18 protein-coding genes are annotated in these 25498 nt (G+C 64.7%); 11 read left to right on the top strand and 7 right to left on the bottom strand.

What is annotated here, in order from left to right; translation table 11 throughout:
- The 5 genes from LLH00_17400 to LLH00_17380 all read right to left on the bottom strand — a co-directional run.
- Positions 1-422, bottom strand: a 422-nt coding sequence (locus LLH00_17400; protein MCE5273056.1) for an ATP-binding cassette domain-containing protein, incomplete at its 3' end; no start/stop codon positions are given.
- Positions 416-1267 (bottom strand): phosphate ABC transporter permease PstA, encoded by an 852-nt coding sequence (gene pstA, locus LLH00_17395; protein ID MCE5273055.1) that lies wholly within the window; start codon positions 1265-1267, stop codon positions 416-418. The genes LLH00_17400 and pstA, both read right to left, overlap by 7 nt.
- Before the next feature lie 39 nt (positions 1268-1306).
- Positions 1307-2182 carry a phosphate ABC transporter permease subunit PstC gene (pstC, locus tag LLH00_17390; protein ID MCE5273054.1) on the bottom strand — a complete coding sequence of 292 codons (876 nt, stop codon included), beginning with the start codon at positions 2180-2182 and terminating at the stop codon, positions 1307-1309.
- A 65-nt stretch (positions 2183-2247) separates the two neighbouring features.
- Positions 2248-3123 carry a phosphate ABC transporter substrate-binding protein gene (locus tag LLH00_17385; protein ID MCE5273053.1) on the bottom strand — a complete coding sequence of 292 codons (876 nt, stop codon included), beginning with the start codon at positions 3121-3123 and terminating at the stop codon, positions 2248-2250.
- A 297-nt stretch (positions 3124-3420) separates the two neighbouring features.
- Entirely contained in the window at positions 3421-5193 is a 1773-nt protein-coding gene (locus LLH00_17380; GenBank protein ID MCE5273052.1) for a HAMP domain-containing protein, read from the bottom strand.
- 228 nt (positions 5194-5421) lie between these two features.
- Here LLH00_17380 and LLH00_17375 point away from each other — a divergent pair, with 228 nt between their 5' ends.
- The 11 genes from LLH00_17375 (at position 5422) to LLH00_17325 (ending at position 23337) form a co-directional block, all read left to right on the top strand.
- On the top strand, positions 5422-7401 hold the full coding sequence (locus LLH00_17375; protein ID MCE5273051.1) for a sigma 54-interacting transcriptional regulator: 1980 nt from the start codon (positions 5422-5424) through the stop codon (positions 7399-7401).
- A 230-nt stretch (positions 7402-7631) separates the two neighbouring features.
- A complete protein-coding gene (locus LLH00_17370) occupies positions 7632-8039 on the top strand; it encodes a hypothetical protein (GenBank protein ID MCE5273050.1) in 408 nt (135 codons plus the stop codon).
- A 206-nt stretch (positions 8040-8245) separates the two neighbouring features.
- The gene (locus LLH00_17365; GenBank protein MCE5273049.1) at positions 8246-8488 is read left to right on the top strand and encodes a hypothetical protein; all 243 of its coding nucleotides are present in this window, start codon (positions 8246-8248) and stop codon (positions 8486-8488) included.
- A gap of 110 nt (positions 8489-8598) precedes the next feature.
- Complete coding sequence (locus LLH00_17360) at positions 8599-10797, top strand: acetylxylan esterase (GenBank protein MCE5273048.1); 2199 nt, start codon at positions 8599-8601, stop codon at positions 10795-10797.
- A gap of 138 nt (positions 10798-10935) precedes the next feature.
- Entirely contained in the window at positions 10936-13299 is a 2364-nt protein-coding gene (locus LLH00_17355) for a DUF4962 domain-containing protein (protein MCE5273047.1), read from the top strand.
- A gap of 139 nt (positions 13300-13438) precedes the next feature.
- Positions 13439-15493, top strand: a complete 2055-nt coding sequence (locus LLH00_17350; protein MCE5273046.1) for a DUF2264 domain-containing protein — start codon at positions 13439-13441, stop codon at positions 15491-15493.
- A gap of 526 nt (positions 15494-16019) precedes the next feature.
- The gene (locus tag LLH00_17345) at positions 16020-17048 is read left to right on the top strand and encodes a zinc-binding dehydrogenase (GenBank protein ID MCE5273045.1); all 1029 of its coding nucleotides are present in this window, start codon (positions 16020-16022) and stop codon (positions 17046-17048) included.
- Between the two features lie 2 nt (positions 17049-17050).
- Positions 17051-18115 (top strand): Gfo/Idh/MocA family oxidoreductase, encoded by a 1065-nt coding sequence (locus tag LLH00_17340; GenBank protein MCE5273044.1) that lies wholly within the window; start codon positions 17051-17053, stop codon positions 18113-18115.
- Between the two features lie 20 nt (positions 18116-18135).
- Positions 18136-20745, top strand: a complete 2610-nt coding sequence (locus tag LLH00_17335; protein MCE5273043.1) for a hypothetical protein — start codon at positions 18136-18138, stop codon at positions 20743-20745.
- Positions 20746-20822: 77 nt separating this feature from the next.
- Positions 20823-21593 carry a creatininase family protein gene (locus LLH00_17330; GenBank protein ID MCE5273042.1) on the top strand — a complete coding sequence of 257 codons (771 nt, stop codon included), beginning with the start codon at positions 20823-20825 and terminating at the stop codon, positions 21591-21593.
- Positions 21594-21639: 46 nt separating this feature from the next.
- On the top strand, positions 21640-23337 hold the full coding sequence (locus LLH00_17325) for a hypothetical protein (protein ID MCE5273041.1): 1698 nt from the start codon (positions 21640-21642) through the stop codon (positions 23335-23337).
- Between the two features lie 242 nt (positions 23338-23579).
- Here the strand turns inward: LLH00_17325 and LLH00_17320 are convergent, their stop codons facing one another.
- Positions 23580-23786: a cold-shock protein gene (locus LLH00_17320; protein MCE5273040.1), complete on the bottom strand. Its 207-nt coding sequence runs from the start codon at positions 23784-23786 to the stop codon at positions 23580-23582.
- Between the two features lie 263 nt (positions 23787-24049).
- Positions 24050-25498: sodium/solute symporter (locus LLH00_17315; GenBank protein ID MCE5273039.1), on the bottom strand; the 1449-nt coding region annotated here is incomplete at its 5' end.

Below are 25498 nucleotides of genomic sequence, written 5' to 3'. Positions count from 1 at the left end.
TCCCACAGGCCGGCGCGGTAGAGGCTGCGCTCGACGATCTCCTCCAGCTTGGCGCGTCCGTGCACCCCGTGGATCCGGGGGCCGTAGGCCACGTTCTCGAAGATGCTCTTGGGGAAGGGGTTGGATTTCTGGAACACCATGCCCACCCGCTTGCGCAGCTCGACCACATCCGTGCCGTTGGAGTAGATGTCCTGGCCGTCGATCATTACCTGGCCTTCCAGCCGTGTCCCGTCGATCGTGTCGTTCATCCGGTTGATCGTGCGCAGGAAAGTCGATTTGCCGCAGCCAGAGGGGCCGATCAAAGCGGTCACCCGGCGCGCGGGGGCCTCCAGGCTCACCTCGTGCAGGACCCTGACCTCGCCGTAGTAGAAATTCATCTTCCGCACCCGGATTTTCGGCTCCAGCTCTTTGTCTTCTACCATTTGTATTTTTTCCTGAAGTGACTTCTGAGTAGGATCGCGAAAAGACTCATTCCAAGCACCAGGATCAACAGAACCAGGGCCGTGCCGTACTGCATGGGCAGCACTTTCTGCGTGTCGGGGTGCTGAGTGGCAAGGACGTACAGGTGGTACGGCAGGGCCATGACCTGGTCGAACACGCTGTGCGGCAGGCTGGGCAGGAAAAAGGCCGCCACGGTCAGAAGGATGGGCGCGGTCTCGCCTGCCGCCCGGCCGATGCCGAGGATCGAGCCGGTGAGCATGCCTGGGATGGCGTAGGGAAGAACGTTCTTGTAGATCGTCTCCCACTTGGTGGCGCCCAGGGCGATGCTGCCGGCGCGCAGCGATTGCGGCACGGCGCGCAGGGCCTCCTCGCTGGAGACGATGATCGTGGGCAGGACCATGCAGGCCAGGGTCAGGCTGCCGGCCAGGATCGAGGAGCCGAAATTGAGGAAGATCACGAACAGGCCCAGGCCGAACAGGCCGAACACGATGGAGGGCACGCCGGCCAGGGTGATGATCGCCAGGCGGATCGCCTCGGTGAAGCGCCCGTGGCGGGCATATTCGGAAAGGTAGATCGCCGCGCCCATGCCCAGGGGCAGGGCCACAAGGATCGTACCCAGCACCAGGTAGAATGTCCCGACAATGGCCGGGAAAATGCCGCCCTCCGAGCCGCTCTTGCTGGGAAAGCCGGCCAGGAACTCCCAGCTCAGCACCGGCACGCCTTTCCAGACTATGTCGAACACGATGTAGCCGATAACGACCACCATCGAGTAGGTGACCAGTCTCAGGATCAGGAAAGCCAGGCTGTCCAGGTTGCGTGAGCGCATCGTGGTTCGTCCCGGAGAAATTACGGTTCAAGGCCCGAGTCAGGAAAGACGGTATTTTTTAAGCACCCTCTGGGCGACCACGTTCAGGATAAAAGTGGCCAAGAGCAGGACAAAGCCCACACAGAACAGGGCGCGGTAATGGTCGCTGCCGAACGGCACCTCGCCCATCTCGGCGGCGATGGTGGCGGTCATGGTGCGCACCGACTGCATCGGGTTGGCCGTGATTATCGGCGAATTGCCCGTGACCATCATCACCGCCATGGTCTCGCCGATCACCCGTCCCATACCCAGCATCACCGCCGAGATGATTCCCGGCAGGGCCGCCGGCACCGTGATCCGGCAGATGGTCTGCAGACGGCTCGCGCCCATGGCCAGCGAGACCTCCTTGTAGGAGACCGGCACGCTGCGCAGGGCGTCCTCGGAGATCGAAATGATGGTGGGCACAGCCATCAGGGCCAGCAGCATCGCGCCGGTCAGGGCGGTCAGGCCGGTCTCCAGATGGAACGTCTCCTTGACCAGCGGCGCCAGCACCACCAGGCCGAAAAAGCCCAGCACCACCGAGGGGATGCCGGCCAGCAGCTCGATGAAAGGCTTTAGGATTTCCTTCTCGGTCTGGCGCGCCACCTCAGAGATGTAGATCGCGCCCAGGACCCCGAACGGCAGGGCGAACAGCGTGGCCAGCACGGTCACCAGCAGCGAGCCGGTAATCAGCGGCAGGATGCCGAACACCTGGGCCTGGAACGAAACCGGGGTCCAGCGCTCGGCCAGCAGGCGTCCCAGGCCCGGATGCAGGGCGAACTGGAAAGTCTCCTTGCCCAGGAAGAGGAAGATGAACAGCACGATGAAGATGCTGGTCGATCCGGCCGCGGTGAGAATCAGGCGCACGGCTTTGTCTTTGAGGAGCTTGGCTGACATCCGACTCATTCCACTCTTAAGTTAGCATCGCCTGACTCAAGGCCGGGAAAGCTCCCGGTCCGCGCCTACTCGATCGAGATGTAACCGGTCTCACGCACTATTTTCTGGCCCTCGGCGCCCAGGCAGTAGTCGATGAACTGCTTGATGTGGCCCTGCGGCTCGCCGTTGGTGTAGAGGTAGAGCGGCCGGGAGATCGAATACTCGCCCGACTTGACCGTGGATTCCGAGGGAATCACCGCCGGGGCGGAGTCATCCGCCTTGACCGATATCATGTGCACCTTGTCACCGGCATCCACAGCATAGCCCAGGCCCACGTAGCCGATGGACTGTGCATCCGCGGCGACCGACTGGATGATGGCCGAGGTGGCCGGCATCAGGCGCGCGTTCGGGGTGTAGTCTTTTTTCTTGAGCACGTGCTCCTGGAAGAACACGTAGGTGCCGGAGCTGGATTCACGCGACAGGACCACGATGGGAGCGTCCTGGCCGCCCACCTGCTTCCAGTTGTCGTACTGGCCGGTGTAGATTTTGTCCAGTTGCTCCAGGGTCAGCGTGGTGACCGGGTTGGCGGGGTTGACCACCACCGCGATCCCGTCACGCGCCACTACGATCTCTTTGGGGTTGACCGAGCGCTGGTGCGCCTGGTCGATCTCCTCGGGCTTCATCTCGCGCGAGGCGGCGCAGATATCGGCCGTGCCGTTGATCAGGGCGGCGATGCCGGTTCCCGATCCTCCGCCGGTGACCGAGACCTGGATGGTCTGGGACTGTTTCATGAAATCCTCGGCCCAGGTGCTCACCAGATGCACCATCGTGTCCGAGCCTTTGATCATGATAGTCTGGCCGCCGCCCTGACCTTTCTCGGGACGGGAACAGCCGGAAACGGCCACCAGGATTACCAGGGATGCAGTCACCGCCGCAAGGATAAGACCGCGCACTTTATCCATTGCTCCGCCTTTCAAAAATGAAGTTGCCGAAAGAATACTGTCCGTATCCGAGGTTTCAGATGAGAAATATAGCTGCATATTATTAGCGTTATGTTAGCAGTGTGTTAGGAATGAATTAGAGGCGGTGCAGGGAGCGGGTCTGCGCGCGGAAAGGCAGCCCGGCCGGAGGCCGGAGGCCGGAGTCTTGACTGGTGCGGCTACGGTCCGGCTGAGACCCGTGTCGCACCACGGGCGCCGGACCGTCCACCGGGCAGGCTCGATTGTTAGAAATGTATTAGCTCAGCTCTCAAGTCAATGTCATTTTCCGGGCAGGGGCAGGTGGATGAAGAACGTACTTCCCGCGCCCGGCTCGCTTTCCACCTCCACGCTGCCCTGATGCACCTGGGCGATATGCTTGACTATCGACAGGCCCAGGCCGGTGCCGCCCAGGTGACGGCTGCGGGCCTTGTCCACCCGGTAGAAACGCTCGAACAGACGGGGCTGGTGCTGCTTTTCGATCCCCGGCCCGTGGTCGCGCACCCGGATTGTCACCCGCTCGCTGTCGGCCGCGGCGGCCAGCTCCACCTTGCCGCCCTCCGGCGAGTACTTGATCGCGTTGTCCAGCAGGTTCGACACCGCCATCTCCAGCAGGTGCGGGTTCATGCGCACCTCCAACTCGGAGGGGCACTCCAGGTCCACGCTCAGGCGGCGGGATTCGGCTTTCGGACGGCAGGCCTGGATGGCCGCGTTCAGCACCGGCTTCAGCCGCAGGGCCTCCAGGTCGATTTCCCGGCGCTCGCCCTCCTGCTCGATGCGGGACAGCTCCAGGATGTCCTCGATGATGGCGTTCAGGCGGTCGGTGTGCTTGAGGATGATGCCCAGGAACCGCTCCAGGTCGGCCGGGTCGTTCTTCGCCCCGCCCATCAGGGTCTCCACAAATCCTTTGATCGAGGTGATCGGGGTTTTAAGTTCGTGGGAGACATTGGAGACAAATTCGCGCCGGATGTTTTCGAGCTGGCGGGTGCGGGTGACATCGTTCAGCACGATCAGCACCTCCCGCTTGCTCTCGGGCTGCAGGAAAGTGGCGCTGGCCTGCAGGTAGCGGGTCTCGCCGATATGGATTGCCACCTCGCCCTCGGCCGGGCTGCCCTGGGACAGGGTCGAGCCGATGAAGCGCTGCAGGTCGCTGTTTCGGATCAGTTCCTGGATCGAGCGCCCGGGGGCGTCCTCGGGCCGCACCCCGAACAGCCGCCCGGCCGCGCGGTTGATCCGGTTCACCCGCTCCTCCTGGTCCACCACGATCACCCCCTCGTTCATGGCCGCCAGCAGGCTTTCCAGCTCGTTGCGCTGGCTGGTGATCGTGGCGATGCGCTCGCTCAGCATCGAGGACATCCGGTTCATGGTCTCGGCCAGATCGCCCACCTCGCGTGAGCGCCCCACCGGCAGGCGGCGGTCCAGCTCTCCGCGGGCGAACATCTCGGCCCCGCGGCGCAGCTCCTCCAGGGGCTGGCTGATCCGCCGGAAGACCCAGAGGTTGACCGCGAACATGATGGCCAGCACCAGCAGGCCGGCCAGGGCGATCTGCCAGTACAGGCCGCGCAGGGCCTTGTTGATCGAGAGCACCGGCGTCGCGGTGCGGATCACCGCCTCCACCCGTCCGCCGGAGAGCACCGGCAGGGCCAGGTACATCATGTCCTTTTCCAGCGTGTGGCTGTAGCGCAGGGTCCGTCCCACCTCGCCGGCCAGGGCCGTGGCCACCTCGGGACGGTCGGAGTGGTTGTTCATCCGCGCCGGGTCCTCATCCGAGTCCCCGATCACCCGGCCCGAGGGCAGCACCAGGGTGAAACGGGTCTGGCTCATCCGGCCGTACACCTTGCACAGGGAATCCACACCCGCCGTATCCCCGCGTTCGAGCAGACTCAGCGCCTGGCTCTCGAAGAAATCCGCCCCCACGCGCAGCGAATGCGCAGTGTGCTCCAGGAAAAACTGACGCAGCGAGTGGGCCGACCAGACCGCCAGCACCAGGAGAGACAAGGCCGTGACGATGAGGTAGGGCGGGTACAGTTGCCACAGCATTTTCCTGGGTCGCATAAGCTCGCACCGGTAAAGGGTGAACAGTCATTGCAGGAGTTCCATTTTTTCAGTATTCTTCAAGCCGGCCTTTCTTGTCAAGCCATTTGAGCGGTTTGCCCTGCCGCGCAACTGTGAGAATAGCGAGAGTACCGCCTTTCGGGTAAGCTTGCTTTTTGGGAAAGAGATGTAATATTCTACACCAATGAAGGATTTACGCCACCGCAGACCTGACAGAGAGGCGGGGTCATGCCCGAGAACAGGGAACAGGACAGACGCTGCGCCGTGCTGTGCGGAATGGACCCGAGCCTGTCCGGGCCGCTGACCGTGGCGCTGCATGCGCTCGACTGGCCCCGGGTGGACGCTGTCAGTCTGGGCGAGGCCCTGGCGCGCCCCTGGAACCCGGCCGAGGCGGCCCTGGCCGACACTCGGGCTGGCGGCGTGAAAGTGGTGGCCGACCTTCTGCGGGTGCTGCCCGAGGGGGTGCAGGTGGCGGTGCTGGCCCTGCGGGAGGAGCTGCCCGAGCTGATGCGCCTTCCAGGCGGTGCCAGGGTGGTGGCCGCGGTTCGCACCGGGACCGAGCCGGGCAACACCGAGCGCCTGACCCGTCTGCTACGCCTGCCCGCGCCCGACGTCTCAGCGGAGGAGGCCCGGCCGGACAGCCCGGCCCTGGACAGCGCCCAGCGGGTGGAGCTCCTGCAGGAGCGCCTTCAGCGCAAGGATTTCGAAATCCGTATCCTGATCGAGGCCTGTGAAAAGATCTCCTCCAGCCTCCAGGTGGGCGAGGTGGTGCGGTTCATCCAGGAATCCGCGCGCCGGATGATGAACGCAGAGAGCAGCTCGGTGATCCTGGTCGATTCCTCGGGCCTGAACCTCTACATCGCCACCTCGACCGGGGACAAGGAGGAACGGGTCAAGGGCCTGCGTTTCCCGGTGGACAAGGGCATTGCCGGCTGGGTGTTCGGCCACGGCCGTCCGCTGGTGGTCAACGACGTGGGCCGGGACATGCGCTTCTATCCCCAGATCGACCAGCTCTCGGGTTTCCGCACCCGTGCCATCGCCGCCGCTCCGATGATCCTGCGCGGACGGATAATCGGGGTGGTCGAGGTGCTCAACCAGGCCGAGGCCCGCGGTTTCCCGGATGACCGGATCGAGCTGTTCTGCACTTTCGCCAACCTGGCCGCCCTGGCCCTGGACAACGCGATCAGCTTCGACACCCTGAGCCAGAACTACCACCTCCTGCTGAACGAGCAGATGCGCCACGACGGCCTTGAGCAGAGCGAGAACGAGGCGATGCGACGGGTCTACGAACTCTGCCGCCAGGTGGCGCCCCTGGAGAGCACGGTGCTGCTGCAGGGTGACAGCGGCACGGGCAAGGAGCTGCTGGCCGACCTGATCCACCGTCTGAGCGGCCGCAGCGACAAGCCGATGATCAAGGTCAACATCGCCGCCCTGCCCGAAAACCTGGTGGAAAGCGAGCTGTTCGGGCACGAGAAAGGCTCGTTCACCGGGGCGCTGGCCCGTGCGACCGGCAAGTTCGAACAGGCTGACCGCGGGACCATTTTCCTGGACGAGATCGGCGAGCTGCGTCCCGATGTGCAGGTCAAGCTGCTGCGGTTCCTGCAGGAGCACACTTTCGAGCGTATCGGCGGCAAGGCGACGCTCAAGGTGGATGTGCGGATCATCGCCGCCACGAACAGGGAACTGCGCAAGGCGGTGGCCGAGGGCCAGTTCCGCAAGGACCTTTTCTACCGTCTGAACGTGGTGCCGGTGTTCGTACCGCTGCTGCGCGAGCGGCGCGAGGACATCCCCCCGCTGGTGGACTTTTTCATCCGCAAGTTCAACGGCGAGCTGAACCGCAAGGTGAGCGGGATCGACCCGGAGGCCCTGGCCTGCCTGAGCGCCTACCCCTGGCCTGGCAACATCCGTGAGCTGGAAAATATAATCGAGCGTATCCTGGTGATGAAAAGCTCCGGGGTGATCCGGATCGAGGATATCCCGGCCGAGATCTCCACGCCCGCCCTGCAGCCGGCCGAGCCCACCGCAGCCGCCGAAACCGCTGCCGCCCAGATGACCGGCCGCGGAATGTGGGAGGTGGAGCGCGAGCTGATCGAGCGCACCCTGCGCGAGAACGCCTTCAACCAGTCACGCACCGCCCGCATTCTGGGGATCAGCCTGAACCAGTTGCGCTACCGGATCGGCAAGTTCCGCATCGAGGTCCGCAAATAGGCCCACTTGTTGTGAATTATCACAACAAGTTGTGAATATTCACAACAATCTGCCACACCCGGAGCACCGTATTTCCCGCCGGACTGTTTTTCATCCCGAATCAACTCCAGCCGGAATCAGGAGTTATCCCTTGTGTGACGGAACGCGCTCTGCTCTGGCACACGGCTTGCCTTTTCATAAACACGACTCAGCCAGTCAGGCCCTCCGCCGGATCAACAAGCGAGGTGACCATGCATGCCGGTCCCGATTTTCCGCTGGTGAGCCGGATGGAGCCCGGAGCGGTCCGGGCGGGTGAACAGGCGATCGAATTGAGCCTGGAGGGACACAGTCTGGACGGGATAGTGAGTGTGCAGTTCGTGGGCGGGGGCATCCGGGTGCTGACTCTGGGCCGGGAAGGCCCGAACAGGCTGAAACTCGAAATCTGCGTGGACAGGACAGCGGCGACAGGGTACCGTTTCCTGCTCCTGACCGACATCCGCTCCGGGGTGATAGTCGCCCGGCAGCAGCTCCTGGTCGAAGCCTGGTCCCGCGGAGTGGATGTCAGCGAAAGACTGGAAAAGCTCTCTCCGGAGGCGCGAGTCCCCGGAAAGCCGGCGCGCGAAAGCGCCACCCTGGCTAACCCTTACGACTGGATCTGAATATCGAGCTAAGAAATCTGCCTCCAGTGGAAGATCGTTCAGTCGGGCTGTCCGGAAATGCAGCATAAACTTATCCAATACCTGGCGGGGGATGAGAATTCCGGTTCAATCCAATGGCTGAGCGGTCTTCCCCTGGGGGCAGCCGTTTTTGGGGGTTCATTCTCCCGGAAACGGAAGGCACGGACAAGCGCACCCGGAGGCAAAGTATGGACATGTCAATCGGCCATTTTACAATCGAGGCCCCGGCCGGCGCCGGCCTCTCCTCGGAAGTCATCAAGCTGGACATGCTCCCCCGGAACGGCGACAAAGAAATCGGAATTTACGACCTTCTCGACCTGCTCAAGGTAGTCGACCCCAAGTACACCTGCGATAACGGCCTCGATCTGGAGGTCAGCGATTACAGCCGCATATTCCTCCTGTTCGAGCGCTTGAAACACCTGGCTGGCTGAGCCTTAGGCCGCAGCCTGGCCCAAGGGTGCAAATCGCTTTCCTGCCGCCGCCGAATGTGCTATAATTGCCCCGATCCCACCCGGAGCCATCATAACACACGGAGGCGCTCGTGCACGGTGTCAAACCCGCCGGCGGGCTTCGCGCCCGCATCACTCGGTTGTTCTTTGCCGTATCGCTGCTCTGTCCCGCGTTCCTGGGCGCCCAGGCGGAGGACCTGCGGGTGCTCCAGGACTGGCGCCTCTACAGCCCCGCGGGCGACCTATTCTACCGCAGCCTGGCCCGGGAGGCTTTGGGCCTGCTCGCGGCGCGGGACAGGGAACTGGCCGGCCTGCACGGACGGACGCAGTGGGAGCGCTACGCCGCCTCGGTGCGGGCGCGCCTGGCCGCCTCTTTCGGGCCGCTGTGGGAGAAGACCCCGCTCAACGCGCGCACGGTGGGCGCTTTCGAGCATGCGGGCCTGCAAGTCGAGAAGATCATCTTCGAGTCCCGTCCCGGCTGGCAGGTGACCGCGGCCGTGGTCCGTCAGCCCGGCCTGGAGGGCCGTCTGCCTGCGGTGCTCCTGGTCTGCGGCCATACGAACGACGGCCTGCGCGGCTACCAGCAGCAGATATTCAACCTGGCCCGTCGCGGGTTCGTGGTGCTGTGTTTCGACCCGATCGGCCAGGGCGAGCGCTACCAGTACTATGACCCGGAGCTTGGCCGCAGCCGCCTGGGCGGCACCACGCACGAGCATTCCTATGCCGGCCTGCAGTATCTTCTGCTGGGCCGCACCATGGGTGCGGTGCGGCTGTGGGACGGCATCCGGGCGGTGGACTATCTGCTGAGCCGTCCGGATGTGGACCCGGCGCGGATCGCGGTGCACGGCCGCTCGGGCGGCGGGACCATGTCCTCCTACCTGGGGGCGATGGAGCCGCGGATCAGCGTGGCCGCCCCGGAATGCTACCTGACCAGTTTCCGCCGTCTGTTCGAGTCCATCGGGCCGCAGGATGCGGAGCAGAACCTGCTGGGCCAGATCGCCGCCGGCCTTGACCACGGCGATTTCCTCATCGCCCGCGCGCCCAAGCCCAGCCTGATGCTCACCACCACGCGCGACATGTTCTCAATCGCCGGGGCGCGCGCCACTTTCGCCTCGGTCCGCCCGGCATTTGACGCCCTGGGCGCGCCGGGCAACCTCCAGATGGTGGAGGATGACGCCCCGCACCAGTCGACCGTGGCCAACCGCGAGCGTCTGTACGGTTTCCTGCGCCGTCAGTTCGGCACGCCCGGCGACACCGTGGATGTGACTTTCCCAGTTGTCCCGCCCGACAGCTTCAAAATCTCTGACACGGGGCAGGTGATCACCTCCGGCTCGCGCACCATCCACGAGTTGATCCTGGAGGATGCCGCCCCGGTGCTGGCGCAACTGGAGCAGAACCGTAAGGATATCAAGGCGAACCGCGAGCGGGTGAGCCGCGCCGCGCGCAGCCTCGCCGGCCTGGGCGGGCCGGTCCCGGCCGGGCCGGCGCTGTTTTGCGGACGGTTCACGCGCCGGGCTTGCTATGTGGAAAAACTGGTCCTCGACTCCGAAAGCCCCCTGCCCCTGCCGGCCCTGGTTTTCGTGCCCAAGGGCGCCGGGCCGCACCCGGCTATCCTGTGGCTGGATGACCGGGGCAAGGCCGCCGCGGGCGTGGCCGGGGGTGAGCCGGAGCGCCTGGCCGAGGCCGGCTGGCTGGTGCTGTCGCTGGATCTGCCCGGTTTCGGCGAGCTGGCCGCCGACCCGCACGCCGATGACTCGGTGATCCAGGGGGTGAGCTACAACCTGTTGTTCGGGGCGCAGCTTGTCGGCCGCAGCGTGACCGGTATCCAGGCCCGCGCCGCCGAGGCCGCCCTGCTCTACCTCCAGGGCCGCCCGGATGCCGCCGCGGCCGGGGGCTCTGTGGTTGTAGCCGCCGGGGCGGCCGGACCGGCGGCGCTGCACGCGGCGGCGCTGGGCGCTCCGGTGCGGGCGCTCTGCCTCGGCCGCAGCCTGCTTTCCTGGGAGTCTGTCCTCGAAACACGCTGGTATGACCAGGCCCTGGGAGCCACAATCGTGCCCTCGGCCCTGCTGCAGTACGACCTTCCGGACCTGGCCGGCTTGTTTGCCCCGCGTCCGCTGCTTGTGGCCGGTCCCCTGGGCGGTGATGGCGCCCCGGCGGATTCGGCCCTGCGCGAGGGTTTCGCCGCCACTGTGGCCACCGTCGCCGGAGGCGACAACGGCCTTAGCTTCGCCGCCGACTCCAGCGGGCTGGCGCCCTGGCTGGCGGGTCTGGCCCATCCGGCGGTGAAATAAGGCTTTTCGACGCCGGAGCGGATCGGCCGGTCCCCTCACGAAAAAAATCTCGCAGGAATACTATTGTCCCTTGGAGGATTTGATTTTAAATTCGTCCGTATTAAGAACCAATTCACCCAAACCCTACCGGAGAAACGAATGACAACCCCGCGCCGCCTGTACCCGCTGCTCATTGCCGCCGTCACCCTGCTCGTCCTCGCCTGCGGGGGGCGTAGCGGCACGGTGCCGTTGGGCACCCGCCAGGCCCGTCCCCTGGACTGGGCGAAAAACCTGCACCCGCGCCTTCTGCTAACCAGCGGCGAGCAGGAACGGCTGCGCGGGGCGATCACCGGCAGCCACAAATTTCTCTGGGAACGTTTCCTGCAGGACCTTCCCGCGCGCCTGGAGGCGGCGAAGCAGCCGTTCGGCGATGAGATGGACCGCGGCCACGGCGATATCGCCCCGGACCTGTGTTTCGCCTGGGCCATGACCGGCAGCCCGGAACATTTCGCTGCCGCCCGCGACTACGTTCTGCGCCTGGCCCGCAGTCCCGAGTGGAACCCGTCCAACGACCTGATCCACGGCCACCTGCTCCAGGGCCTGGCCCTGTCCTACGATTTCCTGTACCAGTCGCTGAGCCCGGCTGAGCGCGCCGAGGTGGCCGCCCGCCTGGAGCGCGAGTGCGAGACCGAGTACGAGCGCATGACCACGGGACGGGTCTGGTACCGCAACGAGTATTTCCAGAACCACGCCCATTCCAATTTCAGTGGCCTGGCTTTCGCCGCCTGCGCCCTGTACGGAGAGGACGAGCGCGCCGGACAGTGGCTGGGGCTGTGCGAGGCGTTCTTCGACAGCACGTTCGCGGTGATGCCCCCGGACGGCGGCTCCTGCGAGGGCCTGAGCTACGGCTCCTACTCGCTGGAGTATATCTGCCGCTACACCGAGCTGGCCAAGAGTCTGCTCGGGAAAGATTACTTCCAGTCGAGCGACTACCTGAAGCATTCCCCGGATTTCCTGCTGCACAGCACCCTGCCGGTGATGACCGAGGCCGAGTGGGCCATGACTTTCGGCGACGCCCCCAGGCACAGCAACTGGCACGGCCCCGAGCCGCAGCTTTTCCTTCTCGCCTCGCGCTACGGCAACGCTGCGGCGCAGTGGCTGGGCCGCAAACTGATCGAGCAGAACCCCAAGGGCCTGGGCAGCGCCGGGTGGTGGGCCCTGCTCTGGTACGACCCGACAGTGGAGAGCGCCGACCCGGCTACGTTCCCCACCCTTCATCACATGACCGACCTGGACCAGGTGATGCTGCGCTCGAGCTGGACCGACCAGGGCGCTACTATGGTAGGCCTCAAGAGCGGGCCATTCATGGGACGCCGCATGTCGAAGCTGACCACCTACGACTGGGGCACCGGGCACCAGCATCCGGATGCCGGAAGTTTCCAGCTTTTCTCGCACGGCCAGTTCCTGGCCATTGACCCGCTTTACACCGGTTTCAAGCGCGCCGCCAACCACAACACCCTGCTGGTCAAGGGCCAGGGGCAACTGGGCGATGAGGTGCAGTGGTTCGCCGCGGCCGAGGCCCTTCAGTTCGGGCATTATCCGACCGTGACCGCGGTCGATTCCTGCGCCGCCTGGGACTGGGTCACAGCCGAGGTGGCCCCGGCCTACCACCCGGCCCTGGGGCTGAAACAGTTCACCCGTCATTACCTTCTGATCAAACCCGATATCCTGCTTCTGGCCGACCGGGTGCAGCTTTCGGACAAGGGTATGTGGCTGACCTGGCCCTCGGACACCCTGACCACCGAGGGTGGGTTGAGCCACAACGACGCCGGCTACGCGGTGGGTCCGCAGGGCGAGGCCTGGACCACGTTCCGGGGCGAGAGCGGCAGCTACCGCCTCTACTGCCTCTGCCTGGACAACCAGCCCGGCCAGGGCGAATACAGTTTCGTGGTGGGCGACAGCGTGGTCCACTCCTGGAAGAACACAGGCACGGACACTGATTTCAGCCTGGAGCTTTCGCCCCCGGTCACTATCAACAAGGGCGACCGGGTGGCGTTCCGGGGCGCGCCGATGGCCCCGGGCTGCCGGATGATCAAGATGGCCGCGTTCAGCGAGGATGTGCCCGCCCGGCGCGAGGTTAAGTGGCTGCTGCACCTGGACCCCAAAGCCTGGGTCAGCGCCGGAAAGAACGGGATCACCGCCGTGCAGGAGGGCGCCGCCCTGGACCTTCACTGCCTGACCCCGCTGGCTGGGGACCTGGCTTGCGAGACCTGGGAGGTCAAGAAGGCCAATATAGAGCCGTTCACCTACCGCCAGACCACCCGGGTGGAGGAGATCCCACAGTTCGAGGGCGACAGCGCGCTGATCGTGAACCTGATCCACACCCGCGATACGGATGGCAAGCCCCTGAGCGACATAAAGTTCAGCCGCGAGGGCGGAGTGCTCAAGGTTTCCTGGAAACTGGCGGGCCGGGCGGCCAGCCTGGACTGGGACCTGGACGCGCGCCGCGTGGAGCTGAAATAGTCGGGGCCGGCTCCGGTGTGTCGAGGCAGAGCCGAATTGAAAACAACGAACTGCGATACAGGGGGCGCACCCGTCTGTGCGCCCGGGCGGCCCACCCGGGTCTGCCCATAGAGCCGACTATTCTCTGGGGGACAACCATATGAAACGATTCCACTCACTGGCCTCCGGCCTGTCGGGCCTGGCGCTCGCCGCGGTCTGCCTCGCGCCCGGACTGTCCGCCGCCGCGCAGAAAACGGAGACAACCTCGCCCATGCAGCCCCAGGCCGTGCTGAATATCCCCGAGGACAGGGCGTTAAGCCCCTACACCGGCTACACCCGCGCCCACTGGCTGGCGATCACCGAGAAGCTGATCCTGGGCGTGCTGCCCTGTTTCGACCCCAAGACCGGCATGCCGGTGCTCAAGGGCACCCCGGGCGAGACCGGGCATTTCCAGCACCTGTTCGACGTGGCTGGCGCGCGGGAGACTTTCGACCGCACCATGACTCTGGTGGCCTTTTACACCGCGGCCACGGGCAAGGACGTGATCCCCGGCTGGAAAGGCTCGATCGTGGAGCCATACCTCAAGGAGGTCATCCGCGGCACCGACCCGTCGAACCCCGGCTACTGGGGCCCGCACCCCAAGACCGACGTGTTCGGCACGTGTCTGGCCACCGCGATCCTGGCCAGCCCCCGCTTTTTCTGGGACCCGCTGACCGAGGCCCAGAAAAAGAATGTCCTGGCCTACCTTCAGGACCTGGTCCACACTTTCGCCTACGACTGCAACCACTGGTATTTCCACATGGCGGCCGTGCCGGTGCTGGAGCGCGCCGGAATGGAGAACAACCGCGAGTTCCTGAGCCAGATGTTCCGCCGCATGCTGGACTGGCACCGCGGGGACGGCTGGTTCATGGACGGCGGCAACCGCAGTTTCGACATGTACAACTACTGGGGTTTCCAGCTCTACAACCAGCAGTTGATGTGCTATGACCAGAAGTGGCACGACCAGTTCGGCGCCGAGGTCAACCGCACCACGGACGAGTTCCTGAAATCCTTCCCCTACCTGTTCGGCCGGGACGGCGGGCCGGTCCCCTACGGCCGCTCGACCACCTACCGTTTCGCCATGCTTTCGGCCCTGGGCTGGGCGCAGCTCAACGGGGCCAACACCCTGGACCCGGGTATGAGCAGAAGAATCGCCTCGGGCTGCCTCAAGTATTTCTGGGAGAACGGCTGCCTGAGCGCCAACGGGTTGCTGGAGCCGGGCTACCGCGGGGTCAACAGCGCCGTGGCCGAGCCCTACATCGACCGCGGCGCGCCCTACTGGGCGGCGCAGGGCCTTTGCTGCCTGCTGCTCCCCGAGAAAGACCCGTTCTGGACCGCGCTCGAAAAACCCATGCCCGCCGATGGCGCCGGGGGACGGGTGGCCCTGCCGGGAGCGCAGATGTTGCTCAAGGTGAGCCCCGTGGACGGGGAGGCGCGGCTCTACCCGGTCGGGCAGACTTTCACCCACTGGGGCGCCTGGCAGCGCGGGGTCAAGTACTGCCAGCTCGCCTACTCCAGCTACCTGGGCTGGGCCGTGACCGGCGAGGGCGGCCCCGACCTGGGCGCGGGCCGCACCGGGTTCTCGCAGGACGGGAATAAGTGGAAATGGCGCGAGAAGCCGCGGGTGATCCAGGTGAGCGATGACCACCTGGAGGGCCGCGAGTACATGGAGTTCCCCGACACCTTGTTCCCGGCCGGGGACTACGACGATTACGGCGAAATCCACACTCACACCCTGGTGGGCACGGACGGCGAGGTGCACGTGTTCTGGCACGACAGCGGACGGCCGGTCTACCTCTGGCTGGGCGGCTACAGTATCAGCGTGCCCCAGGGCGGGAAGCTGGAGAGCGAGAAGGCCCAGGGACGGCTGGAGATAGCCGGCGGCGGGAACCACTCGCTGATCCGGGTGCTCCAGGGCCCGGCGGGCGTGCTCCAGAGCGAGCTGGTCGAGCCGCGGCCCGGCTGGCTGCACTCGCACAATTTCGGCGGACGGGGCGCGTACCCGTTCTGGCACTCGACCGAGCCGGTGGGCGCCAATGTCCCGGTGGTGGTGTATGTCAACGGCACGCGGGGACGCACCCCGGTGGAGCCGCAGTCGCTGGCCGTGCGCACGGAGCGTGACAGAATGTACATCACCTTCGAGGGCCGCGAGTACTGTATCCGGGTGCCGTACTGATAGCAGGTTGTTGGATGCCGGGGCGCGCACACAGCTGCGCACGGGCGAACACAAGGTTCGCTCCTACGGCACCGTCTGGCCTCCCACGAGGGTAAACCTGCTTGCGGCTGTCAAGCCGCCGCAGTTCGGCCTTTGGGGGCCGCACCTGTCTGAGCCTCCCGCCAAGGCAGCGTGTAACGGGGTGTGAAACGGCCAGGGTTGAAATTGTTGCACAGCGCGGCGGCGATTCGCGGCAGCGCCGCCGCTGCAACGTGGCAGCGGAATCAATGCTTCGTGAACACCATTGTCAGAAATAGTGTTGTGGCACGGACGAGTTTGCCGCCCCCGCTGGCTTTGCTGCTTTGGCCGAAACCAAAGCAGAAAGGGGTCTTTCGGCCTCTCACTGCAAGTTCCTAAGCCGGACGCTACTGGGGCCAGAGGGGATTTACTTGGAAATGAAACCAGCTCCTTTTCAGTGCTGATCACCGCCGTGCCACTCCGGCACGGGGGTTAAGGAAAAATGAGTCGATCCACAGGAGGAAGAACCATGCCAGCCGGACCAGTCGACAACCGCGTATTCTACTACACCGCGCCGCGCACGCTCGAAGTGAAGCCGGAAGCCTGCCCGCCTCCCGGGCCGGGCCAGGTGCGCTGCCGCACCCTCTGCGGGCTGGTCTCGATCGGCACCGAGATGATCTGCTACGAGCGTAACGTGGAGCCTGGCACGGGTTGGGACGCCTGGGTGCAGTACCCGTTCGAGCCGGGCTACTCCAGTGTGGGCGAGGTGGTGGATGTCGGTCCGGGAGTGGAGAACGTGAAGCCCGGGCAGATTGTCTGCTCGACCGCGGCGCACCGGGCCTGGTTCGTGGATCGCGCCGACCTGATACACCTGGTGCCCGAGGGTATCACACCCGAGCAGGCGGCCTGGTTCTGCCTCAACATCATCGTACAGAACGGCCTTCGCGAGTCGAAGCCCACCCTGGGCGAGAACGCGGTGGTGGTGGGCCTTGGCCCGCTGGGCCAGCTCGCCGTGCGCCTTCTGGGCCTGGCCGGGATGAGCCGCCTTATCGCCGTGGACCCCATGCCCAGCCGCTGCACCCTGGCCCAGGGCAACGGCCCGACCGATGTGATCTGCTCCACCTGCGACAAGGCCGAGGCGAAGATCGCCGAGCTGACCGGGGGGACCGGGGCGGAGATAGTCTACGACATCACCGGACACCCGGCGGTGTTCCACAGCGCGTTCCGCATGCTGGGCAAGCGCGGCAGGCTGGGCCTGATCGGCGACGTGCCCTGGCCCAGCCAGCAGAACCTGACCCAGGACGTGATCGGCAAGAGCATCTCGATCATCTCGGCCCACGCCACCACGCCGCCCTGGGAGGGCAACAGCTACTACCGCTGGGGCAAGAAAGAACTGGTGCAGTTCTTCTTCAAGATGCTGGCCCAGAAGAGGATCAGCCTGGAAGGTCTGGTCACGCACCGGATCACGCCGGACCAGGCCCCGCAGACATACGCCGACATTTTCGCCGACCGCAGCCGTTACCTGGGTGTGATAATCGACTGGCGCAAAGGAGCCTGACCATGCACAAGCCATTCCGTTTCGCCGTCGTCGGCACCGGAGACATAGCCGGGTTCTACCTGGGGCATTTCAACGCCCGCTCGGAAGAGTTGCGCGAGGGAGTGGAGTTCGCCGGGGCCTGGGACAGTCTGACCGAAAAGAGCCACTCTTTCGTGGAAAAACACGGCGGCCGGGCCTATGGCACGCTGGATGAGCTGCTGGCCGATCCCGCGGTGGACGCGGTGGTGAACCTGACTCCGGCCCAGGTCCACGAGCAGATCACCCGCCGCGCCCTGGAGGCGGGCAAGCACGTGCATTCCGAAAAGCCGCTGGCCCTGAGCCTGGAGGCGGCCGCGGAACTGGTCTCCCTGGCCGGCGGCAAGGGGGTGACTCTCTCCTGCTCGCCTTTCATCCTGCTGGGGCGCAACCAGCGCAAGGTGAAAGACCTTCTGGACTCGGGCCGGATCGGCAAGGCGGTTTCGGCCACGGCCGAGCTGTACCACGGGCGCGCCGAGACCTGGCACCCCAATCCGGAGCAGTTCTACAAGGTGGGTGCGGGCCCGGTGCTGGATGTCGGCCCCTATCCCGTGTCGCTGCTGCTCTACTGGTTCGGTCCGGTGAGCGAGGTGCAGGGCATGTTCGACATCGCGGTCCCGGAGCGCACCGACCTCAGCGGCCGCACGTTCAAGGTGCAGGTGTTCGACCACGGTTTCGCCCTGCTGCGGTTCCGCAGCGGGGTGATCGCCCGGATCGCGTTCTCGTTCGCCAATTCCAACACCAGCCATCATGGAATGGAAATCCAGGGCGACAAGGGCAGCCTCAGCCTGGCCTCGATGTTTGCCGCCGAGGGCGAGCTGCGCGTTTCGGAGCGGGACTCCGGTAAGTGGGACCAGGTGGAGGGCACGCCCGGGCCCTGGCCGGCCAGCGGCGTGGACTGGTCGGGCGGGATCATGGAGCTGGCCCGCGCCGTGCGCGACCATCGCGAGCCGGCCGACTCGGCCCGCCTGGCCCTGGCGACCCTGGAGGTGCTGTTTGCGATCAACCGCGCCGCAGCGAGCGGGCGCACGGTGAGCCTGGACGAAGAATAACCGACCTTGCGGAAAGGGCTATGAGTGTGGAGCGAATGAAGAAAGAAAACAGACTGTCGCATGTGGAAGACCAGTCCCTGTCCGCCCGTCTGGACAGCCTGGTCCGGACCGCGGAGACCGCCCTGCGCGCCGGGCGCAGTTTGGCCGAGGCGCTGGGCGCCCAGGACCTGGCCCTTCTGCAGAGCCGCTACAGCCGTTTCGAGGACAGCCGCGACAGCGCGGGGTTCCTGACCGACAGCACCCATGTAATCACCAGGGTCGGCACGCCGCGGCCCTGGATCCATTTCCTGGTCAGCCACCACGACCGCGAGTTCGGCCTCTACGGCACTCTCTGGGACCAGACCGGGGCCGGGTTCAGTTGCTATGACGGGGTGCACGCCGGCCCGCTGACCGCCAACGGTGACAAGTCCTATGTGCCCACCGCTCCAAGGGCCGCGGACCAGCGCTTTTTCTGGCTGCGCGAGGAAACCGCCGCCGGGGTGGATATCTGGCACGCCTTTCCGCTGCAGGGGCGCGAGGAGGAGCAGTACCGCGATTTCCGCTGCGAGCAGGGGACCGCCTCGCTGGCCATCGCCGCCGAGCGGAGCGGGATCGGCACGCGGCTCGAGGTGTTCGTGCCCCTGGATGAGAGCCTCGAAGCCTGGCGATTGACTCTGACCAACCGCAGCGACCGCACCAGAAAGCTTTCGCTGTTCGTGCAGGTCAACTGGGGCCTGGAGTCCTACCCCGGGGATGCCTTTGTCCAGCAGGTGGTGAGCGAGGGAGTGGTCTACCCGGAGCAGCACGCTCTGCTGGCCTTGAACAACGACCGCAACAACCTTCTGCCCCGCTCGGGCTGGCTGATGAGCAGCCGGGCCTTCGAAAGCTGGGACCTCTCGGGCGAGGATTTCACCGGCGGCGGCCGTCAGAGGCTGTTCCCCCGCGCCGTGAGCGAGGGCCGCTGCCGCAATTCCTCGGGCTACCAGCCCTGGATGGGCCTGGTCTCGGCCATGCAGTTCAGCTTCGAGCTGGCGCCCGGTGGCAGCGAGGCGGTCGAGCTGTTACTCGGCACCACGGCCTGCGACCGCGAGGCGTTCCGGGGCGAGCTTATCGCACTGCGCGGACGGTTTTTCGCGCCCGGGGCCTGGACGGCCCGCCTGGAGGAGGTGCGGGCCTGCTTCGAGACCCAGGTGCGCCGTCAGGTGGGCCACACCCCGGACACCGAGCTGGACCGTTTTTACAATGTCTGGTCGCGCCAGCAAAACCACTCCCAGAGCCGCCTTCTGCTGGGCAACCCCAAGCTGGGAGTGCGCGACATCCTGCAGTACCTGCTGGGTATCTGCTCGTTCGACCCGGAGTACGTAGCGGTGATGCTGGCCACCACGCTGCGCCACCAGTACGCGGACGGCGGGGCGATGCGCGGGTTCGACAAGATCGCAGGCGGGCGGCACGACCTGCGCCGCTACATGGACAACTGCTCCTGGATCCCCGACACCCTGGTCACTTATGTCAAGGAGAGCGGGGATTTCGCTTTCCTGGACCGCGAGGAGGGCTTTTTCAACCCGGAGACCGGGCGCACCGAGAGCACGAACCCGGCCACGATCTACGAGCACGCCCGCCGCGCTGTGCAGAGCCTGTATGAAAACCGCGGGCTGCACGGGCTGTGCCTGATCGGCCACGGCGACTGGAACGACGCCCTGGACGGGGTGGGCCGCGACGGCAAGGGCGTGAGCGCCTGGCTCTCGATGGCCCTGGTCTGGGCCGCCCGCAAGTTCCGCGAGCTGGCGGCATTCCGCGGTGACAGCGCGAGTATGAGCCTGATGGACGAGATTGTCGCCGAGGTCACGGCGGCGCTCAACACCCACGCCTGGGACGGCAGCCACTACATCTACGCGTTCTCCTCGGACGGCCGTCCGGTGGGTAGCAGCGCCTGCGCGGAGGGCAAGTTCCACCTGAATGTCAACGCCTGGGCCCTGTTCAACGGAGTGGCCGGGGCGGCCGGACGGGTGGGGGCAGTGCTGGAGGCGGTGGAGAAGGTCAACACACCCCTGGGCTGTGTCCTCATCGACCCGCCGTACACGGTCGCCTCGCGCGCTCTGGTGGGCCGTATCGCCGACCAGGTGCCGGGGCAGTTCGAGAACGGGGCGATTTACACCCACGGCCAGAGTTTCCTGACATACGGCCTGGCCTGCCTGGGCCAGGGCGGGCGCGCCTGGGCCGAGCTGAAAAAGATCCTGCCCTCCGCCACCCTGCCCGATATCGCCACCGGCCCCCCGCACGAGATGTCGAACTACACCGTGGGGCCGAGCCACCCCTATTTCGGGCGCAACCTGTTCAACAATTTCACCGGCTCGATCGGCTGGCTGCGCCGCAGCGTGGAGCGTATCTATGGCGTGCTGGCCGATTTCGACAGTTTGATTGTCGACCCGGTCCCGCCGCGGCAGTGGAAAGAGTTCAGCGTGGAAAAGGTGTTCCGCGGCTGCCGGGTGACTGTGAAAGTGTCCAACCCTCAGGGTGTGGCGCGCGGCGTGCTGCGGGCGCGTCTGGACAGCGGCGAGACGCTGCCCGTGGAGGGTGGGGCCGCGCGAATTCCGCAAGCGTTGCTGCAGGGCCGCAAGGCGGTCACCTGCGAGGTCCTGCTGGGTAAATAAGCGAGTTGTTTTCCGGCCCGGGCCGGGCTTTCCGGCGCCAGGCGCATATCGATCCAAAGAGGGAGGTAGTACTTAAAATGCCGGTTACGAATGTCAAAGGTGAAAAGATCCGTCTGGCCGACTACACCTGGGATGAGTTGGAGTCGCGCCCGGACAGAAAGAGCCTTATCTTTGTCCAGACCATCGGGGCGACCGAGGAGCACGGCTATCACCTGCCCATGGGCACGGACACTTACCAGGCCGTGGCGGTGGCCGAGGCCGCGGCGAAAAAGCTTTCCAACGTGATTGTCATGCCCGAGATTCCCTACAGCTACTGCCTGGACACGATGAGTTTCTGCGGCACGGTCACTTTCAGCGCCGCGACTATTATCTCGATGGTGGGCGATATCGCCGAGAGCGTCTGCCGTCATGGGTTCGGCCGTCTGGTGCTGTTCAACGGGCACGGCGGCAACAAGGGCGTGCTGGAGACCGCCCTGCGCGATGCGCTCCAGCGCCTGGCCGGCCCGGCGGCGAACCTGCGGCGCGATTTCCGGATGTACCTGGTGAACGCATTCTCCACCATCGCCCCGCAGCTCAAGGCGATGACCGAGGGCAAGGACTACGGTCACGCCTGCGAGCTCGAAACCTCGCTGATGCTGGCCCTGGAACCCTCCCTGGTGAAAATGGAGCGCGCGGTGGATGAGTACATGCAGGGCGACCCCGACCTGATCTGGATGGTGCGCGACATGAAAGAGGGCTCCGTGAGCGGCATCCACGGCGCGGCGACGCTCGGCACGCGGGAAAAAGGCGAGAAGCTTTTCAAGCTCCTGGTTGATGACCTGGAGAGTTTTCTGCGACGGATTCAATAGGAGCAACTGAAACATAAATTATCCAACAATTGCCAAAGGAGGTTGAATGACGACGATTTCACGGGTGGACACACTGGTGGTGGCGATCTACATGCTCCTGATGGTCGCTGTCGGTGTGGCCCTGTCGATCTTCAACAAGAACGACGCCGATTTTTTCAAGAGCGGGAACAAGCTGCCCTGGTGGCTGTCCGGAATTTCGCTGTTCATGACCTCCTTCAGCGTCTACACTTTCACCGGCGGGGCCGGCCTGGCCTACCGGGCCGCCTCGGTGGGGCTGCTCACCTACCTGACCAACTGCATCGGCCTGGCCCTGGCGGTGTGGTTCCTGGCCTCACGCTGGCGCCGCTCGCGCTCGGACACGGTGATGTCGTACCTGTCGGAGCGTTACGGGGTCTCGACCAACCAGCTCTACTCATGGACGCACATGATCATCTGGATCATCCAGGGCGGGATCATGCTGCTGGCCCTGGGAAAGTTTGTCTCCGTGGCCATGGGCACCCCCCTGAACCTGACCATCGCGGTCTGCGGCGGCGTGATCGCCCTGTACTGCCTGATCGGCGGGCTGTGGGGAGTGGTGGTGACCGACACGCTCCAGTTCATGGTGCTGTTCCCCTGTTGCCTGGTGGTGATGATTCTCAGCCTGTTCGAGTTGGGCAGTTTCTCCCGTCTGTTCACCGATGCCCCGGCCGGTTACTGGAGCGTGCAGACCCAGGAGTTCTCGTGGAGCTGGCTGATCGCCTACGGGATCATGATGACATTCGCCATGTCCAGCGGCGGAGCGGCCCAGCGTTATTTTTCGGTCAAGGACGAGCGCGAGGCGCGCAAGGTGGCCCTGATCACGATGCTGCTCCTGCTGGTGGCCCCGGCGATCTGGCTCACCCCGCCCATCGTGAGCCGCATTATCGGCCTTGACCTGAGCGCCGTGGCGATAGGACAGAACGCGCCGCACGAGGCGGCCTACGTGGCTTTCTGCATGAAATTCCTGCCGCACGGGGCGATGGGTATCCTGCTGGCGGCCATGCTTTCGGCCACGATGAGCACGCTGAGCGCCAATTTCAACGTCATGGCCGGGATCGTGACCGAGGACATCATCAAGCAACTACTCTGGAAGAAAGCCAGCCCGAAGATGTTGCTGTTCATCGGGCGGGTGGTGACGCTTCTGCTGGGCGGCCTGGTGATCACTGCGGCGATAGTGCAGTCCGGGGTCAAGGGCGGAGTGTTCAAGCTGATGATCACCCTGAGCGGCGTGTGTATCGTGCCGGCCGGTATTCCGATCCTCTGCGGCCTTTTCTACCGTCACACCCCCTGGTGGGGGGCGATCGCCTCCTACGGCGCCGGGCTGGGGATCGGCCTGTTCAGCCTGCTTTTCAACCACGAGATATCATTCACCAACGAGATCTACTATGTGGGAGGGCTGAGCGCGCTGGTCTATTTCGTGCCCGGGCTGTTCATCCAGGCCAAGGGCAAGTACAAGGAGCGGCTGGACGCTTTCTTCAAGAAAGTCACCACCCCGGTGCAGCCGAGCGAGGTGGGGGATACGGATTTCACGGATGCCGGCAGCATCCGGATCACCGGCTGGACCACGGTGGGCATGGGTGTAGCCGCGCTGTGCCTGGCTTTCATGGACCTGCCGTTCGCCGGGCGGATGATCAATTTCTCCATCGCGGCACTGATGGCCCTGATGGGCGTATTCGTGCTGGTGGCGGCGCGCCTGATTCAGAGCTACAAGAACCGCCGGGCCTGAGGTTGATTTTTTCAAGCAGGGACGAGGAAACATACCGTAGGGGCGGCCCCCCGTGGCCGCCCTTATTACAGACGGCAGGCACAGGGGCCTGCCGCTACACAGGCTGGTTCAACGGTACAAACACCTTAGACGCAAGTTGGTATTAGACGTACCCGTAACGGAATATTTCTGCAAAACAAAGCCCCCGGAACTTTTAGTTCCGGGGGCTCAATATTCCATTTGTGGTCGTCCTTATTATTGGATCAGGCAACCACAGGCTTTACATTGGCGGCCTGCGGCCCTTTCGGTCCCTCGATGATGTCGAATTCGACTTCCTGGTTTTCGGCCAGCGACTTGAAACCATCTGTCTGGATTGCCGAGTAGTGCACGAACACATCCGGGCCACCATCCTGCGCGATGAATCCATAACCCTTGGAATCATTGAACCATTTCACTTTTCCCATCGCCATCTTGGGATACTCCTGAAAAAAATGGTGGGACTTGGTCCCTCGGGCCGCAGAGAGTCCGAAAGGCCGACAGCAAAGGCATTTGCGAGAACGGCAAGGGCCGTTCCTGCATATTCTTTAACATATAATCGGCAAGTTGGCAAGCAAAATCGTGCGATTCTTTCGGAAAAAACAAACACGCTTCAAGAAGAAACCGCTCCAAGGGCCGTCAGTGGAGGCTTTGAGGCACATCAATCCCGGCATTATTCGTGGGACCTGTCAACAAATCAGCCCCGGTGGAACCACTGAAAGAGACCTAAAGCCGCATAAACGGCCAGAATTCCTCCCGCCATGAAAATCCAGGCGATCACCAGGCTGCGGTTGCCGTGCTTCGAGCGGCCATCCCCGCGCAGCCAGAGGTCGCTGGGCCGCCAGCAGATCGAGTCCACCACCTCGCGCGGGGTCTTTTTGGTGAACAGCGAGACCAGCCACAGGATCAGCAGGCTGAGCGCAAAGACCAGCGTGGCCCGGTTGTAGAAACTGTTGTAGCGGGTGAACGGCTCCAGTCGGAACAGCACCTTGTCGGTCAGCTCGTTCAGGGCGAACCCGGCGATGAAAGTGACCGTGGCCGCGGTGCTGGTCGCCCCTTTCCAGAAAATCCCCACGATGAACAGCGCGGCCACCGGTGCGGCGAAATAGGCGTTGATGTTCTGGATGATCAGGAACACCTTGCCCTGACGCTCCGAGAACAGGATCGCGAACCCCACGGCGACTATCATGAACAGCGCGCTCAGCCACTTGCCCCAGCTAACCTGCTGCTCCTGGGTGGCGTTTTTTTTCCAGAGCGGCACGATCAAGTCGAGTGTGGCCACGGTGCTGGCCGAGTTGAGGGCCGAGGAGATGGTGGACATGATCGCCGAGGCCAGGCCGGCCATGATGAGGCCCACCAGTCCCGCCGGCACCAGGCGCGCCACCAGCAGGGCGAACACGTGGTTGGGGTCGACGCCCGGGCCCAGCACCTTGTAGGCGATCACTCCCGGCAGGCAGATAATGAAGGGCAGCAGGAGTTTCATGTAGCCGGCGAACACCGCGCCCATGCGGGCATCCCACTCGCTGCGCGCGCCCAGGCAGCGCTGGACCATGAACTGGTTGGTGCAGACATACCACATGCTGACCGAAAGCACGGTGCCCACCATCCCGGCGAACGGGAACTCGGGGTGATCGGCCGGATAGGCCAGGAAAAATTTCTGCGGCAGCTCGTGCATCAGGGGCAGCAGGCCGCCGGTGGCCTTGAGCCCCAGGATAGTGACCACCGCACCGCCGGCGAACAGGATGATGAACTGGAGAAAATCGGTCCAGACCACTGAGAGCAGGCCGCCGTAGATCGTGTAGACCGCCGTGGTCACGGCCATGAGCAGCACCCCGTGCACCGGGTCGATCCCGAACAGGGCCTCCAGCACCACCGCCCCGGCGTAGAGGATGGCGGCGATGAACCCCAGCACATAGGTCAGAAGCGTGCTCAGGGCGTACAGGTAGCGCGTGGTGCGGTTGAAACGCCGCTCCAGGAACTCGGGCATGGTGTAAAGGCCGGATCGCATGTAGTAGGGCAGGAAAATCCAGATCAACAGGGAGTAGGTATACCAGTTGCCCCATTCCATGTTCGCCACCACCAGGCCGGCGGCGTAGGCGAAGCCGATCATCCCCACGAAATGCTCGCTGGAGATGTTGGCGCTGGT

The sequence above is a fragment of the bacterium genome, from assembly GCA_021372515.1.
Classification (GTDB): Bacteria; Gemmatimonadota; Glassbacteria; order GWA2-58-10; family GWA2-58-10; genus JAJFUG01.
Note: the sequence above shows the minus strand (reverse complement) of the source record. Positions and strands in the feature narration are given on the sequence as shown.